Source organism: Campylobacter concisus (assembly GCF_003048875.2).
GTDB lineage: Bacteria > Campylobacterota > Campylobacteria > Campylobacterales > Campylobacteraceae > Campylobacter_A > Campylobacter_A concisus_AU.
Map to the genome: position 1 here is coordinate 1,906,636 of NZ_CP049264.1, position 14,442 is coordinate 1,921,077.

The 14,442-nt window shown below is 38.9% G+C and carries 17 protein-coding genes and 5 tRNA genes; 9 read left to right on the forward strand and 13 right to left on the reverse strand.

The annotated features are described in order from the left end of the window. Positions 1–462 precede the first annotated feature (462 nt). From CVT07_RS09530 to CVT07_RS09550, 5 genes are all read right to left on the reverse strand, one after another. Positions 463–552: transfer RNA gene (locus CVT07_RS09530), tRNA-Ser, on the reverse strand. Positions 553–610: 58 nt separating this feature from the next. After that, positions 611–766 carry a hypothetical protein gene (locus tag CVT07_RS09535; protein WP_002942983.1) on the reverse strand — a complete coding sequence of 52 codons (156 nt, stop codon included), beginning with the start codon at positions 764–766 and terminating at the stop codon, positions 611–613. Between the two features lie 31 nt (positions 767–797). Beyond that, positions 798–871 (reverse strand) — tRNA-Cys (locus CVT07_RS09540). Positions 872–878: 7 nt separating this feature from the next. Further along, positions 879–965: transfer RNA gene (locus CVT07_RS09545), tRNA-Leu, on the reverse strand. 9 nt (positions 966–974) lie between these two features. Continuing rightward, positions 975–1,049: transfer RNA gene (locus tag CVT07_RS09550), tRNA-Gly, on the reverse strand. A gap of 103 nt (positions 1,050–1,152) precedes the next feature. Between CVT07_RS09550 and CVT07_RS09555 the strand changes: the two genes are divergently transcribed. The 7 genes from CVT07_RS09555 to CVT07_RS09585 all read left to right on the forward strand — a co-directional run bounded on the left by CVT07_RS09555 (position 1,153) and on the right by CVT07_RS09585 (position 6,312). Further along, a tRNA-Ala gene (locus CVT07_RS09555) sits at positions 1,153–1,228 on the forward strand. A 102-nt stretch (positions 1,229–1,330) separates the two neighbouring features. Continuing rightward, positions 1,331–2,071: a spore coat protein gene (locus CVT07_RS09560; protein ID WP_107937224.1), complete on the forward strand. Its 741-nt coding sequence runs from the start codon at positions 1,331–1,333 to the stop codon at positions 2,069–2,071. An 80-nt stretch (positions 2,072–2,151) separates the two neighbouring features. Next, a complete protein-coding gene (locus CVT07_RS09565) occupies positions 2,152–3,276 on the forward strand; it encodes a PepSY-associated TM helix domain-containing protein (RefSeq protein WP_107937225.1) in 1,125 nt (374 codons plus the stop codon). A 71-nt stretch (positions 3,277–3,347) separates the two neighbouring features. Further along, positions 3,348–4,370, forward strand: coding sequence for a ribonucleotide-diphosphate reductase subunit beta (locus tag CVT07_RS09570; RefSeq protein ID WP_009494790.1), 1,023 nt, complete (start codon positions 3,348–3,350; stop codon positions 4,368–4,370). Further along, entirely contained in the window at positions 4,360–4,851 is a 492-nt protein-coding gene (locus CVT07_RS09575; protein ID WP_107937227.1) for a hypothetical protein, read from the forward strand. The genes CVT07_RS09570 and CVT07_RS09575 overlap by 11 nt, the downstream gene beginning before the upstream one ends. Then, on the forward strand, positions 4,852–5,619 hold the full coding sequence (locus tag CVT07_RS09580; RefSeq protein WP_107937229.1) for a carbon-nitrogen hydrolase family protein: 768 nt from the start codon (positions 4,852–4,854) through the stop codon (positions 5,617–5,619). A 60-nt stretch (positions 5,620–5,679) separates the two neighbouring features. Next, positions 5,680–6,312, forward strand: coding sequence for a protein-L-isoaspartate(D-aspartate) O-methyltransferase (locus CVT07_RS09585; protein ID WP_103571494.1), 633 nt, complete (start codon positions 5,680–5,682; stop codon positions 6,310–6,312). Positions 6,313–6,330: 18 nt separating this feature from the next. Here CVT07_RS09585 and CVT07_RS09590 read toward each other — a convergent pair whose 3' ends face one another. Both CVT07_RS09590 and CVT07_RS09595 read right to left on the reverse strand, forming a co-directional pair. Then, positions 6,331–6,813 (reverse strand): hypothetical protein, encoded by a 483-nt coding sequence (locus tag CVT07_RS09590; protein ID WP_107937231.1) that lies wholly within the window; start codon positions 6,811–6,813, stop codon positions 6,331–6,333. 129 nt (positions 6,814–6,942) lie between these two features. Next, positions 6,943–7,527 (reverse strand): hypothetical protein, encoded by a 585-nt coding sequence (locus CVT07_RS09595; protein ID WP_012140604.1) that lies wholly within the window; start codon positions 7,525–7,527, stop codon positions 6,943–6,945. Positions 7,528–7,697: 170 nt separating this feature from the next. On the opposite strand from CVT07_RS09595, the gene CVT07_RS09600 reads away from it, so the two are divergent. Continuing rightward, positions 7,698–7,916 carry a hypothetical protein gene (locus CVT07_RS09600; RefSeq protein ID WP_012140605.1) on the forward strand — a complete coding sequence of 73 codons (219 nt, stop codon included), beginning with the start codon at positions 7,698–7,700 and terminating at the stop codon, positions 7,914–7,916. A gap of 26 nt (positions 7,917–7,942) precedes the next feature. Here CVT07_RS09600 and CVT07_RS09605 read toward each other — a convergent pair whose 3' ends face one another. From CVT07_RS09605 to CVT07_RS09630, 6 genes are all read right to left on the reverse strand, one after another. After that, complete coding sequence (locus tag CVT07_RS09605; RefSeq protein ID WP_159071305.1) at positions 7,943–8,326, reverse strand: hypothetical protein; 384 nt, start codon at positions 8,324–8,326, stop codon at positions 7,943–7,945. Positions 8,327–8,431: 105 nt separating this feature from the next. Then, complete coding sequence (locus tag CVT07_RS09610) at positions 8,432–9,016, reverse strand: outer membrane beta-barrel protein (protein ID WP_230855702.1); 585 nt, start codon at positions 9,014–9,016, stop codon at positions 8,432–8,434. Positions 9,017–9,451: 435 nt separating this feature from the next. After that, positions 9,452–9,763: a hypothetical protein gene (locus tag CVT07_RS09615; RefSeq protein WP_107937234.1), complete on the reverse strand. Its 312-nt coding sequence runs from the start codon at positions 9,761–9,763 to the stop codon at positions 9,452–9,454. A 51-nt stretch (positions 9,764–9,814) separates the two neighbouring features. Further along, positions 9,815–11,389 carry a single-stranded-DNA-specific exonuclease RecJ gene (gene recJ / locus CVT07_RS09620; RefSeq protein WP_107937236.1) on the reverse strand — a complete coding sequence of 525 codons (1,575 nt, stop codon included), beginning with the start codon at positions 11,387–11,389 and terminating at the stop codon, positions 9,815–9,817. A gap of 312 nt (positions 11,390–11,701) precedes the next feature. Further along, positions 11,702–12,304: an outer membrane beta-barrel protein gene (locus CVT07_RS09625; RefSeq protein WP_087583587.1), complete on the reverse strand. Its 603-nt coding sequence runs from the start codon at positions 12,302–12,304 to the stop codon at positions 11,702–11,704. 161 nt (positions 12,305–12,465) lie between these two features. After that, positions 12,466–14,100, reverse strand: a complete 1,635-nt coding sequence (locus CVT07_RS09630; RefSeq protein WP_002940617.1) for a CTP synthase — start codon at positions 14,098–14,100, stop codon at positions 12,466–12,468. Positions 14,101–14,225: 125 nt separating this feature from the next. Here CVT07_RS09630 and CVT07_RS09635 point away from each other — a divergent pair, with 125 nt between their 5' ends. Continuing rightward, complete coding sequence (locus CVT07_RS09635; RefSeq protein WP_009295224.1) at positions 14,226–14,441, forward strand: DUF4492 domain-containing protein; 216 nt, start codon at positions 14,226–14,228, stop codon at positions 14,439–14,441. Position 14,442 lies beyond the last annotated feature (1 nt).

Consider the following 14,442-nt stretch of genomic DNA (forward strand, 5'->3'; position numbering starts at 1 on the left):
AAGCGGTAGAGCTATCAAGCTAGCTTTTTTATGACAATGTGGGTCCTAGCCAACTAGCAGAGTGGTTTTAATCATTTAAATATAAGCTCTTTTTTCTTTTAAACATACCAAATATCAGGACTTTACTGCATACTATGCCACCTCTCTTGCCTTTTTAGCATAAAAGTGGCCTTCGTATTTTTATCTTGCCTAATTTTTTTACTATTTAAGATACACAAATTTTAGTTTTTAATTATTTATTGATTATTTTTCTAAAAACTTAGTAAATCCTGCTATTTTAAAGCTCTCATGCCAGTTTAAATACCACAAAATTTCTTTAAATTTTAGAGAAGAAATGTATTATTTTAATTTCACTACCTTTGTATTTTTTACTTGCATTAAGTCTAAATTTTTATTCTCAAAATATAAAATTTAAAAATAAGAAAATGACTGAAAAATTAAAAAGTGATTTTAAATTTGAAGTGGCCGGGAGATAGGGATTCGAACCCCAGGAGGCTTTCACACCTCAACGGTTTTCAAGACCGCCGCTTTCGACCGCTCAGCCATCTCCCGAATTAAAGATTTGTGATTATAGCCAACTTTGCTTAAAATTTGCTATAACCACTAAGAATTATTCTGTTTTTTCTTTAACGTAACTAGCGCCGTCATTGATCTTCTCTTTAGTCCATTCTTTGGCATTATGAGTATCTTCTTTTACGCCGTGCCAAGTGTTTGAACAACCTACTGCAAAAAATGCCATACATACTATTAAAAGCAATTTTTTCATCGTTATCCCTTTATGTAGTTATTTTTGAAGTTGGAGGCGACACCCGGATTCGAACCGGGGATCAAAGCTTTGCAGGCTCATGCCTTACCACTTGGCCATGTCGCCGTTTTGGTGGTGCCCGAGACCGGACTTGAACCGGTACGGTAAAAACTACCGAGGGATTTTAAGTCCCTTGCGTCTACCATTCCGCCACTCGGGCAAAATTTAATGGAGCGGGAAACGAGATTCGAACTCGCGACCCCAACCTTGGCAAGGTTGTGCTCTACCCCTGAGCTATTCCCGCGTTAAAGGTTGCAATGTTATCCAAAAGTTGCTTAAAAATTTATTTTATAAAAACGACTTTCAAAAAAATGTAAGCCATAAAAAGATAAAATACCAAATCTTTTGGGGTTATAGCTCAGCTGGGAGAGCGCTTGAATGGCATTCAAGAGGTCGGCGGTTCGATCCCGCTTAACTCCACCATGTTTTACTCTCTTTTTTTGCTAACAAATATTTTCACGTTTTTCATGAAATTTTACGTCAAATATATGTAAAAATTTAGAATTCTTTCGCTACATTAACAAAATGTATAATTTAAAACAATATGTAAATGAAATTTTAAAAAATCACCACGATGAGCGTGTATTTAGCTTTGAATTTGATGGGCAAAAATTTTGGTTAAAACGCATTGAAAAGAGCATCGAAGGCAGCTTTTTAACTAAAATTTTTAAACCAAACCCTTATAAATCTTTTGCTGCCGAGATAAAAAAGCTTGAAATTTTAAACGAGGCAAATGCCCCTGCTCCAAAACTCGTGCTAAAAAGTGATGAATTTTTCGTTATAGAAGATGTTGGTGAGCCAGTTGCTAGGCTATTTAAATATAGCACCGATGAAAAATTTAAGCATAAAATTTTACTAAAAGTAGCCCGTGCATTAGCTGGACTTCACGCACTAAATTTCGCGCATGGACGCCCAGCACTTAGGGATATTGCCATAAAAAATGACGAGATAAAATTTCTTGATTTTGAGTCAAAATTTTTTAGCGATGATCTAGAGCTTAGAAAGTGTCGTGATCTGCTAGTTTTCATCCACGAGCTCTACCGACAAAAAATTTCAAACGAGCTTGTAAAGGAGGCGATTGATGAGTACATTAAGGCTAATGGCAGCGAAATTTACGAGCACTCTTTGCGCTTAATAGTGAAATTTAAACCACTTTACTACCTGCTAAGGCCGTTTAAATTTTTAGACAAAAAAGATCTAAATGCGGCTATTTCAACATTTGAGCTACTTTTACCAGCCGCAAAATCCAAAATCACATCTAGATAACTAAAAAATAATCTTCTAAATTTTATCTCTACTTAACAAAAAATAAATTAATATTCGTTATTAAAATTAAAAGGAGATATATGCTTTTAAAGCGCAACAAAATTATTTTCAACATCCACCTAATAATCGGCCTGATCGCGACTATACCGCTACTTATCATGACACTTGCAGCGCCATTTGCCTCTTATAGAGAGGAGATCAAGTCTGCGATAAATGAAAAATATATAAATTTAACGCCTAGCGAAAAGCCAAATTTAAGCTTAAGCGAAATCCTCGCCAAAGCAAAAAGCGAGATCAAATTTGATACGCTTGAAAACGTGCAAATCGGCGGCGAAAACAAAGCCTATAGCATCAGCGTCACTAAAGATAAAAAGCCCTTAAATTTCTTCATCGATCCACGTAGCGGCGAGGTGATCAGCGAAGACTGGGGCGAGAAAACTCGCATGATAATACTAAGCCTACATAGAAATTTAGGCCTTGCCCTGCTTGATAGCAAAGTCCCAGCCAACATCGGCAAGCAAATAGTCGCCATTAGCTCCATCATCATGGCTCTACTTGCGATCAGCGGCCTCATCCTCTACGCACCAGCGATCAAGCGAAATTTACTAAATTCGCTAAAAATAAAGCTAAACGCAAAAGGCTACGCCTGCTTTTACAACCTCCACACGAGCCTTGGCACCTACGTGGCGATCCTGCTTGTCGTGATGTCGCTAACTGGTCTTTACTGGTCTTATGGCTGGGTCAGAAACAGCGTAAATAGCATATTTTTCGAGCTAAAACCAAGCCAAGCGCAAAGGGCAATGCCTCAAAGAAATTTAATCCCAATAAGCGATGAGAAATTTAAAGAGATCGAGACTGCGGAGCAAATTTTTAAAGACAATGTCACACTAGAGCTAAAATCACTCACGATAAACGTGCCTGAAAACAACCAAAGCACCTACACCATAAACTACGAAACTAGCGAGAGCCAAGTGGGCAAACTAAAGCTTGACGCGAGCGCTGGCAAGATCAAAGAAAACAAGCTTGTTAGCAAGAGTGATAGCATCCCAGAGGCAAAAAAGGCTGGTCGCAAGGTGCTTAGCCTGCACACTGGAGAGATGTTTGGCGAGGTCGGTCAGATCGTCTTTGCCATCTCTTGCGTGATCGCGGTTTTACTAATAATAACTGGCTTTTTGATGACCATAAAAAGGAGCAAAGCCATATAAATAAAAGTAAATTTTTACCTTGCTTTGGGTAAGATTTTAAGAAATTTTTACCACAAACAAGAGAGAAATTTATGAACAGAAAACGCATCTACAACCCAAGTTCAAATGAAAATTTGACTGACAGAAGAGTCTTTAACGGCAACCCACACGGCATTTTAAATTTCACCAAGGCAAAATACGAGTGGGCGTTAAAGCTTTGGGACCTCATGGAGGCAAACACATGGTTTCCAAAAGAGGTCGATACCACCGACGACGTGCGCGACTACGCCTACAACCTCACAGAGGCTGAAAAGCGCATGTACGACCTTGTCTGGAGCCAGCTCATCTCGATGGATAGCTTCCAGACAAACAACCTAGCTGACAACATCAACCCTTACATCACCGCCCCAGAGATCAACGCCGTGCTAAGCCGCCAAGCCTACGAAGAGGCAAACCACAGCAAGTCTTACGCTGTCATGGTCGAGGCGATCTGTGACAACACCGACCTCATCTACGAGATGGAGAAGCACGACGACGTCTTGCGCGAGAAAAACGACTATATCTCAAGCGTTTATGAAGAGCTTGCAGGCGAAGTAACTGATGAGAAGCTGCTTCTTGCGATGGTTGCCAACCAAATTTTAGAGGGCATCTACTTTTACAGCGGCTTTACAGCGATCTACGCTCTAGCTCGCGCTGGCAAGATGCTGGGCTCAGCACAGATGATCCGCTTCATCCAACGCGACGAGATCACACACCTGCTTTTGTTTCAAAACATGATAAATTCAGTCCGCAAAGAGAGGCCTGACCTTTTCACGCCTGAGACTGAGGCAAAAATTTATGATATGTTTGAAAAAGCTGGAAATTTAGAGATCAAATGGGGCAAATACATCACCCAAAACCAAATAATGGGTTTTACAGACGATATCATCGAGCAGTACATCCACTATCTCATCGACCAGCGCCTAGTTGCGATCGGCCTAAAACGCAAATACAACGTCGCTCACCCGATCAAATGGGTCGATGACTTTGCTAAATTTAACGACCAAAAGTCAAATTTCTTTGAAGCAAAGGTGACAAACTATAGCAAGGGAAGTATCAGCTTTGATGACTTTTAAAAATGGCATCTTAGCCCTTGTCTGCGTGCTTTTTGTGGGGTGTGCGAGTAGTAGTAATGAAAGAGCCATTAGCATAGCAAATAAGGATTTATTAAATAGTTTTAACCCTTACATACTTGCAAAAACTAACGAAACCAAAGATGCCGTCACCTACCAAAGCATGCCAGCTGGCGATGTTTGGCCAAGTCTAGCGCCTATTGGCTCTGCGCTTGTTGTTGATGTTTTTAAAGAGATAAACAAAACATGCAACTTCAAATATAGCGACCTAAAAGAGACTAGGATGGTATATTTTGACGATAAAACCTCGTTTTCTTATGAAGTTTGGGTATTTAACGACCCGCTTTCAGAGCGCGATGACAAGATCACAGCCATAACTGTTTTACTAAAGCCAACGCCTGATATCGGCGGCACAGATATGGATTTTAGGATACCAGCGGATTGTCATGCGCCAAAGCAAACTACATTTGTATTTGGAAAATAAATGAGCGAAAATTTAAACCTAATAAGCCTAACTTTAAAGGCAAAAAATACAACAGATCGCCTAGAGGAGCTTGCAAATTTAGTTGAGGCTGCACCTGAAAACTCACTCCTACTTGCAAGCGAGCTTTGCATAAGCGGCTATGATTTCGACGGCTTTTTTGCTGGGGCAAATAAAGCGATGCTTGGTGGCATGATAGGCAGCTTTGATGCGATGCTACTTGAGCGCTTGCAAGAGGCGCTTAGCCCAGATAAATTTCTTGGTTTTACGCACCTTAGCAGCCTAAACAAAAGCGCAGGGCTCGCTCAAATTTCAAATCTAAATCCGCACCAACCAAAAATTTATAACGAATTTTTACTTCTTAACTCAAACAACGTCTTTCATTCGCAGTTTAAGGCTGAGCTTTTTAGGCCAAATTTAGAGCACGAGATCTTTGCTGCTGGCGAAGTGAGCGATATAAATGCTTTTGATTTTAGGGGGCTAAGGCTTGGCGTGCTGATATGCTTTGAGCTACGTGATAGCAGGCTTTGGGCAAAGCTAAAAGGGTGTGACATCATTATGGTGCCAGCCATGTGGGGCAAGGCTAGAGAGGACGCCTACCTTAGCCTTTGCAAGGCGCTTGCGATCGCAAATAACTGCTACGTCATGATATCAAGCTCGCTTGATCTTGAGGTCGCTGGGGTCTTTTTGCCAGATGGCACGCTAGAAGCAAGCGCAGTTTTTGACGCAAATTTGATAGCGCAGATAAAGAAAAATTTAGGGCTTTTATAAATTTTAAGATAAGCTTTAAATCGTATAATAGCGATTTAAAATTTGTTTAGGATAGAAATTTTGACCCAATTAGAAGCGATAAAATGCCAAAATTTAGCTAGCGACATAGCCGACGAGATCACGCTAAGTCCGCTTTTGTTTGACGCGATATCAACAACCGAGCGCGAAATTTTCGTGCCTATCCCTGCACATGCTTACAAGCTTGACGCGCAGCCGATACTGGGTAATCAGTGGATCAGCTCGCCACTAACGGTGGCAAAGATGACGATGGCGCTAGAGTGCGAAAATGTGGATAATATCCTAGAAATAGGCTGTGGCAGCGGCTATCAAGCAGCGATATTAAGCAAGCTCGCGCATAGAATTTTTAGCGTTGAGCGCATAGAAAAGCTAGCCATGGAGGCAAAAAAACGCTTCGAGACGCTAAAGATCAAAAACGTACACGTAAGATATGATGATGGCAACAACGGCTGGCGAAGCTACGCGCCGTTTGATAGGATTTTACTCTCGGCTGCTGCTGATGAGATCTCGCCAAATTTATTCGCTCAACTAAAAAATGGCGGCATCTTGGTCGCTCCGATGAAAAAAGATGGCAAGCAGTTTATCGCTAAATTTAGAAAAGACGAGAGTGGAAATTTAGAAAAAGAGTTTTTAGACGAGTGCCTTTTTGTGCCACTTCTTGAGGGCAGAGAGTAGAGGCTTTTACCTCTACAACTACCACCTAACTAGCCACTCGCCGCTTGGGTGCTGCGTAAATACAATATCATCAAATTTTGTAGTCTCTTCGCCATCTGCTGTGATAAATGTAACGCTAAAGCTAAATGCGTTTTTGGCGATAAATTTCACATTTTCTATACTCAAAATATCGACGCTGTCGCTACAAGTGCCACTAGCCCTTTTTGAATAGCTATCATCTCTTCGTAGCGCAGGTGCCCTTGTGCCACCTTCCATAAATTTATCATTTTTATTAGCCTTATAGCATGCCATATTTGCTAAAAATTCCTGCATCCTAGGCTTTGCGCTATCAAATTTCGCTTGATACTCCTTTGGCACCTTAACGCCCAAAATAGCGCCTGGCACCGTCTGACCAACTAAATTTCTACTTTTTGTTAGCATTGGCTCGCTTTTTGGATCGCAAAAGGCAAAGCTACCAAAAACGGCACAGAGTACAATGACAAGAAGCGATTTTGTTTTCATTTTTCTCCTTTTTAAATAAGAGCCATTCTATCTTGTGCCACTTAAAAGTTGCTTGAGTTATAAATTTAAATAATAAATTTGAGTTTTTAGGAGAGGCAAAGCCTAAGCCTTGCCATAAATTTAGATTTTTTAGAATTTATAAGTGTAGCCTGTGTAAATTCCCACACTTGTATCTCTTAGCTGAGCGCCGCTATTTTTCTTATAAAATGTCTTATCAGCTTTTAGACCAAACTCAAGCGCGTTGTGAGCGTCAAATGAGTACTGACCGCCAGCTTTTGCGCCAACTAACAAACCTTTGAAATTTTTCTTACTAGTTTCGTTTTCAAAGCTTTGTCTAACACTTAGATAACCAAGACCAGCATAACCGCCAAGTACGGCTTTAAAGTTTTCAGTGATGTTTGGTGTGTAGTCAGCGCCTGCTATAAGCTTATGTTTGCTCCATTTTGCGTCTGCTTCACCAGCATTTTTTCTAGCTTTAAAGTCGTAGTAGTAGCCACCATACGCTCTATAGCTGTCAAAATCATAACCGCCATAAAAGCCAAGTCCGTAGTGACCTTTGTTGAAGTTATTTTTTTCGCTTTTTGCGATATTTTTAGTTTTGATCTTTGAATTGAACGAATAATCACCCTCGCCACCGACAAATGCACCTTGCGCAAGTGCAGCTGAACTAACTAAAGCTAAAACCAAGCTTGATTTTACAAGTAAATTTTTCATACTTCTCCTTTAAAAATTTTCGTGATTTTACTATTACGCGTTTAATCTATATGAAATTTAAATTTAACAAAGCCCTATTTTTCATAGTTTGTGAGCTTTTAAATTTAAATTCATCTATATTTACTATTAAATTTTAAAATTACACAAAATTTTTCAACAAAGGAGAGAAAATGGCACTAGATAAAGAGCTAGTAAATTTCGGTGAAGAGCATGAGCTAAATGCGATCCTTTCAAAATTTGGCAAATCACAAAGCCAAAAAAACAGAGCAACACTTGGCGAGCTTGGCAAAAAATGCAAGGAAAAACTTGCTAAAAGAGTGCTAACTCAAGACGAATTTGGTGAGTTTGTAAAAGCACACCTAAAAGAGCTTGAAGACAAAAAAGCTTAAATCTCTGGGGGCAACCCCAGAAAATCCTACTTGCAATCCTCTTTTGTCAAATTTATCACAGTAAAATTTTTGCCATTTGCGTAGTTGTATATCCACGAGGCTTTATCGATAAGAGGGTTTTTACTGCTACAAAAGTCCTCTTTTAGCATTTCAGTCTGCAACTTTTTAAACTCATCTATCTGTTCTTTAGTAAATTTACTAAATTTAATATCCTCGCTATCATTTATAACAAACGTGGTTTTTAGGGTCTCATTTTCGCATGTAGCACCCGTTATTACGCTATTTTCATCGACTCTTGTGGGAGCTGGCTCATCGATCATGCTTACAACAGCTTTAATAAATGCATTATCACAATCAACTGCAAACGTAGAGGTCAAGAGCATAGATAGAGACAATATTATTTTCTTCATTTTGTGTCCTTTTTGGAAAGTATATTAAATTTAATGGTAAAAATACTAGAGATAAATTTGCGCCCAAACTAGGACGCAAATTTCTTAAGGAGGGAATGTTTAAAATTAAAATTTATAAGTGTAGCCTACGTAAAGACCGATGTTGCTCTCTCTAACTTTAACTTCTTCAATTTTTCTATAAAAAGTATAGTCAGCCTTAACGCCAGCCTCTAAAATATTGTTTTGATCAAGTAAGTACTCAGCACCGAATTTTGTGCCCAAAACAAAACCAGTTGAGTGTTGTGCACTATCTGAATTATCTACCTTAAATTTTATTCTTGAAACGCCAGTATAAGCACCTGCTACAAGCTTAACATCGCTGGTAATGCTTGGAGTATAGTCGGCACCTGCTAGAAAGCTGTGTTTATTCCACTTAATTGTATATTTTTCACCATCATCTTCTAACTCTTTTTTAGTCTGAAAATTATAAAAATAAGCACCATAAGCTCTGAAGTTGTCAAAATCATAACCAGCTTTTATGCCACTGTTAAATTGACCTTTCCTAAGTCTTGCTCCATCGTTAGCCTCAGATAACTTTACATTTGACGCAAAAGAGTATCCGCCCTCGTAACCAATAAATGCTCCCTCTGCCATAGCAAATGAGCAAACCGCACATGCAATCATGCTAGCTTTCAAAAATGAACTTTTCATTTTCAATCCTTTAAAAATATAATGTAAATGTAATTTTACGGATTTTTATTTAAAAAATTATTAATTTATAATATTAAATAAGCATTGATAAATTTACTTTGTTTATAAAGTTCGTATTTTAGGGATTTATAAAGATAAATTTATAAAATTTTTAATTATTAAAAAGTAACACCTAGTCGTTAAATTTCAAAAAAATGCTATAAATTTTCTCGCACGAGAGGCTGCGATATAAGAGGTCAGCTAAATGATTTTTTTAGAGATAAACTATTTCTAAAAAAAGCTTAAATTTCTAGCTTTTCTGTATTTTTATCAAATAACCCATTAAATTTAATAGATAAAATTTATAACTTTCAAAAAATATCTAAAAATTTGGTATCCTAAGAAGCATTTGCAAGTGTAATGCAAGAGGACAAAGAGCTAGTCGAAGTATTAAATTTACCATCCTCTTCTATGATGTATATAGTGATGCTCGTAGCTGTTTTCAGCACCACAGCCAGCCTTTAAAAGGCCACGCACTATACCGCCGCCGCCAAGCGCTTCTGGTCCTAATGATCTATCCCAGCGATCCTCGCATTCATGTTTTTTAGCCTCTTTATAAGCTATCTCACAAAGAGCCAAGAAGATGCCAAGCGCAATCGATATTATAAATTTATGAGTAGTGCTTAGTTTGGCATTATTGGCATTAGAAGGATCTGCCTCTTTTTTATTCTTAACTTTACTTGTTCTTTTTCTTCTTAGTTTGTCCATCTTTTTACTTTAATAAAAGAGTAAAAATTTAAAGCCATTTTCATCTCAAATTTACAAAATTTCTCTTATGAGAAGCTGTGGCGTAACAAGCCCGCGGAACGAATTTTTAGACACGCAAAAGATGATATCCACCATCTCACCCACTCTAACATGCCTTGTGAAGTTAAAAAATAGCGCCTCAAGCGTTTTGTTGTCTTTTTGCAAGATAAGTTTTAAGTGGTTTTGATCCCTGCCTATAAGCCTCTCGTTTTTAACGACGGCATTTTCTATCTTAAAGACTGGGCGTGGATTTTTCTGTCCGTATGGCTCGTAAAATTCCAAAATTTCAAGCAACTCAAAGTCGATCTCGCTTGGCATTATGTCGCCAAGTAGCTCATCTGAGCTTTTGCACTCTTGCATATTTAGGCACGAGCAGCTTTTATTTATCGCCTCTTTAAATTTTTCCAAATTTTCAGGCGCAAGAGTTAGTCCTGCTGCACCTTTGTGACCGCCATAGCTTGTTAGCAGATCTTCGTGGCTTGCGATGAGTGATAAGATATCAAGCTTGCCAACGCTTCTAGCACTGCCTTTTGCGCGGCCTTTATCGATGCTAAAGACGATAGCTGGCTTTGCAAAGTGCTTTGCCAGGCGGCTGGCCACGATGCCTATCACGCCCTCATGCCACTGCTCGCCCCAGGTAATGATAACCTCATCGTCCTCTTTTACGTCCTTTAGTGAGCACTCAAAGAGTTGGCGCTCCTCCTCTTTTCTGGAGTTGTTAAATTCAATGATCGTATCAAGGCAGTCGTAGGCCTCTTCGATGCTCTTTGCACGCAAGAAGTTAAATGAATTCATCGCATCGTCCATGCGTCCGGCTGAATTTATAAGAGGCGCTATAAGAAAGCTGATATCATCACACTCAAATTTATCCTTGCCGTAAAACTCTTTTATGACGCAAAATGCCGAGCGTTTCGAGGCATTTAACTTGCAAATACCCATGCGAACAAGCATCCTGTTCATATCTCTTAGCTCCATCATATCAGCTATTATCGCGATGGCTAAAAGCTCTAAAAACTTGCTCATATCGTAGTTTAGCTTGCAAACATCCTTTAGCGCTCCAACCAAATACCAAGCCACTTCAGCACCGCAAATTTCGATATTTGGGAAGTTGCAGTCCTCTTGTTTTGGATTGATGATAGCGTAGGCTTCTGGTAAAATGGCTGGTGGCATGTGGTGATCTGTGATGATGAGATCTATGCCTTTTTCTTTGCAGATGCTAGCTGCTTCATTTGCTGATATGCCGTTATCGACGGTGATTATTAGACTCACATCGTTTGCAAGCTCGTCGATGATCTCAGGGTTTAAGCCATATCCGTCCTTAAAGCGATTTGGGATCTTTACTAGGTAGTTTTTTACACCAAGATCATCAAAAAACTCGGCTAAAATCACACTTGAAACCACGCCATCAACGTCATAATCGCCAACAATAGCGATATGCTCGTTTCTCTCGATCGCCTCTTTGATGCGATTAGCGCCTTTGTAGATATCTTTTAGGGCGCTTGGCGTTGGAATTTCACTAAGTTTTTTGTGTATGTCGTTACAAAATCTACGTGCTAGTAAATTCCTAATATCCTCTTTAGTTAACATAGCTTTGGCAAGGACTTTTTGACGCCCTGCCAACTTTGACTAATGCTATTTGCTCACTTAAATTTACGCCCAAACTGCCAAAATTTTGGCAACAAAAATGCTTTTTTTTCATCGTAATCTTTCGTCTTTATTTTGAATGCTTTGATTATATCTTTTTGAAATTTAATTTCTTATAATTTTCATTGAAAGTAAGATTTTTAGGGCAAAAAACTTTTGTTAAATTGATACTCTTTATAAATTAGCCATTGTAAATTTGAAGTAAAAAATGAGGGAAATTTTAAGTAAAAATAAGGGGTCATAAGACCCCAAAAATTAAAATTTATATGTATAGCCTAGGTAAGCGCCGATATCTGTTGATTTAAGATTTTTAATTTCATCTGTGTCATACCAAGATCTATCAGCTTTTACACCAAACTCAAGTGCATTGTGTTCATCAAAACTATACTCAGCACCAAGTCTTGCACCAAATAACCATCCAGCTTGTGTAAGGTCATAAGTAGCTCTTACAGTAGATGATCTAGCTTCTAAATTTAGGTCAATAATTGAGATACCTGTATAAAGACCAGCAATTAGTTTAAAGTTGTCTGTTATTGCTGGGGTATAATCACCACCTACTACAAGTTTATGATTAGTCCATTTTGCATCTATTGTGCCACTAACACCATTAACTGAACCTTTATTGCTCTTCTTGCCCTCTGTATGATAGAAGTATCCACCATAAACTCTAGCTACTCCAAAGTCATAACCGCCTTTGATACCAATATTAGGTCTGCTATCCTTTGCGCTACCAGTATCATCTGTTAGCTTTGAGCTAAAATCATAGCCGCCCTCAACTCCGACAAATCCACCTTGTGCTAAAGCAAATGAGCCAGCAAGTGAAAGTGCCAAAACACTTTTTAAAACGCAATTTTTCATTTTTTCTCCTTTATAAATGATTGCGTAAGCATTGTATGTTTAGCAAGATTAAAAAATACTTAAATGATTTAAATTTTATCAATAATACGTTTACTTTTATTTTTAATATAAATTTTGAGAGTAATTTAAAGAAAATTTGGCAAGAAAACTTGCCAAATTTATCATTTTACGTGATTAGCCAAGCTTGCTTTTATAAAGCCTAGTATCACAGGGTTTGGTCTAGTTAAGCGGCTAGTAAATTCAGGGTGACACTGCACGCCTACAAACCACGGATGGCCTTTTAGCTCGATCGCCTCTACTAGTCCGTCGCTTTCGCCACTTACTATTAGACCAGCCTTTTCAAAGACCTCTTTGTATTTTGGATTTGCCTCGTAGCGGTGGCGGTGTCGCTCTTTTACGCTCTTTGCGTTGCCGTAAATTTCAGCCAAAAGCGTCTTTGGCTTGATGTCGCAGTTGTAAGCACCTAGCCTCATAGTGCCGCCAAGTGGGCTTGTGTGCGTTCTTATCTGCTTTTTGCCGTGGGCATCGATGAAGCTATCTATTAGATAGATGATAGGATTTTTGCACTCTTTGTTAAATTCCATAGAATTTGCATCCTCTAAACCCAAAACATCCCTTGCAAACTCGATTAGTGCCAGCTGCATACCAAGGCAAATTCCAAGATATGGGATCTTATTTTCACGAGCAAATTTTATGGCCTGCATCTTGCCTAAAACGCCTCTTTCGCCAAAGCCACCAGCTACTAAGATACCATCCACGTCTTTTAAAAGCTCATTTACATTGCTCTCTTCTATCTTTTCGCTATCTATCCAGCGTAAATTTACCCTAGCATCTAAATTTGCTCCAGCGTGGATAATGCCCTCAGTTAGACTCTTGTAGCTCTCTTTTAGATCGATATATTTGCCTACAAAGGCGATTGTAGTTTCGTTCGTTGGAGCGATGATCCTTTTTACTAGGCTATCCCAGTTTGCCATGTCTGGTTTTAGCTCGCCAAAGCCTAAATTTTCAGCGATCGGTGTTAATATATCTTGCTTTAAAAATGAAAGTGGAATTTGATAGATACTTGCACTGTCTAAGCTTTCTATGACGCAGTTTTTCTCCACACCACAGCTTGCTGCGATCTTATCTTTTAGCTCGCGGTTTAGCGGCATTTCAGATCTGCAGATGATGATATCTGGGGTTATGCCGATGCGTCTTAGCTCGCCTACGCTGTGCTGGGTTGGCTTTGTTTTTAGCTCGCCAGCTACTTTGATAAATGGCACGAGCGTTAGGTGGATATTTAGCGCTCTTTTTTTGCCAACTTCTACTCTTAGCGCCCTTATCGCCTCTAAAAATGGGAGTCCCTCGATGTCGCCAACGGTTCCGCCGATCTCAACGATGAGTACATCTTTGCCCTCGCCTGCTTTTTTGATACGATCAACGATCTCACCAACGATATGAGGGATCACTTGTATAGTCTTTCCAAGGTAATCGCCACGGCGCTCTTTTTCGATAACCGAGCTATAAACTCTACCCGTTGTGAAGTTATTATCCTGACTTAGGCTCTCATCTAAAAATCTCTCGTAGTGACCAAGGTCTAGGTCTGTTTCAGCGCCATCGTCTGTAACAAAGACTTCGCCGTGTTCTAGTGGGCTCATCGTGCCTGGATCTACGTTGATATATGGGTCAGCTTTTAAGACGCTCACCTTTAAGCCAGAATTTTTAAGTAATGTCGCGATAGACGCAGCTGCGATGCCTTTTCCAAGTGAGCTTAAAACGCCGCCTGTGATAAAAATATACTTCGTCTCTTTTGCCATCAAATTTCCTTAACTTTAGTTATTTTTTAATCTGCCGATTATACCCCTTAAATATTTAGTAAGGCATTAATCTTGCAATTTTTAAAAATTATTCTTTAAGTTTTTTTGTTATAGACTTCGGCATCATGATTAAAAACTGCTTAAAAAACATTGCCTCTTTATATATAGACGGCTTTAAAAATATGAAAATAGGCAAGAAACTATGGCTTCTCATAGCGATAAAGCTTATCATTATGTTTGGAATTTTAAAGGTCTTCATCTTTGACGAGACCCTTAATACCAAATTTCAAACCGACGAAGAAAAAAGCGAATTTGTAATTCGTAATTTAATAAAGGAATAAA

Excerpts from the sequence above, each read along its gene's own strand:
- CVT07_RS09580 (WP_107937229.1), top strand. The coding sequence starts at position 4,852 with ATGAGCGAAAATTTAAACCTAATAAGCCTAACTTTAAAGGCAAAAAAT.
- CVT07_RS09610 (WP_230855702.1), bottom strand. The coding sequence starts at position 9,016 with ATGAAAAGTTCATTTTTGAAAGCTAGCATGATTGCATGTGCGGTTTGC.
- CVT07_RS09605 (WP_159071305.1), bottom strand. The coding sequence starts at position 8,326 with ATGAAGAAAATAATATTGTCTCTATCTATGCTCTTGACCTCTACGTTT.
- CVT07_RS09575 (WP_107937227.1), top strand. The coding sequence starts at position 4,360 with ATGACTTTTAAAAATGGCATCTTAGCCCTTGTCTGCGTGCTTTTTGTG.
- CVT07_RS09595 (WP_012140604.1), bottom strand. The coding sequence starts at position 7,527 with ATGAAAAATTTACTTGTAAAATCAAGCTTGGTTTTAGCTTTAGTTAGT.
- CVT07_RS09630 (WP_002940617.1), bottom strand. The coding sequence starts at position 14,100 with ATGGCAAAAGAGACGAAGTATATTTTTATCACAGGCGGCGTTTTAAGC.
- CVT07_RS09625 (WP_087583587.1), bottom strand. The coding sequence starts at position 12,304 with ATGAAAAATTGCGTTTTAAAAAGTGTTTTGGCACTTTCACTTGCTGGC.
- CVT07_RS09535 (WP_002942983.1), bottom strand. The coding sequence starts at position 766 with ATGAAAAAATTGCTTTTAATAGTATGTATGGCATTTTTTGCAGTAGGT.
- CVT07_RS09615 (WP_107937234.1), bottom strand. The coding sequence starts at position 9,763 with ATGGACAAACTAAGAAGAAAAAGAACAAGTAAAGTTAAGAATAAAAAA.
- CVT07_RS09590 (WP_107937231.1), bottom strand. The coding sequence starts at position 6,813 with ATGAAAACAAAATCGCTTCTTGTCATTGTACTCTGTGCCGTTTTTGGT.
- CVT07_RS09560 (WP_107937224.1), top strand. The coding sequence starts at position 1,331 with ATGTATAATTTAAAACAATATGTAAATGAAATTTTAAAAAATCACCAC.
- CVT07_RS09570 (WP_009494790.1), top strand. The coding sequence starts at position 3,348 with ATGAACAGAAAACGCATCTACAACCCAAGTTCAAATGAAAATTTGACT.
- CVT07_RS09565 (WP_107937225.1), top strand. The coding sequence starts at position 2,152 with ATGCTTTTAAAGCGCAACAAAATTATTTTCAACATCCACCTAATAATC.
- recJ (WP_107937236.1), bottom strand. The coding sequence starts at position 11,389 with ATGTTAACTAAAGAGGATATTAGGAATTTACTAGCACGTAGATTTTGT.
- CVT07_RS09600 (WP_012140605.1), top strand. The coding sequence starts at position 7,698 with ATGGCACTAGATAAAGAGCTAGTAAATTTCGGTGAAGAGCATGAGCTA.
- CVT07_RS09635 (WP_009295224.1), top strand. The coding sequence starts at position 14,226 with ATGATTAAAAACTGCTTAAAAAACATTGCCTCTTTATATATAGACGGC.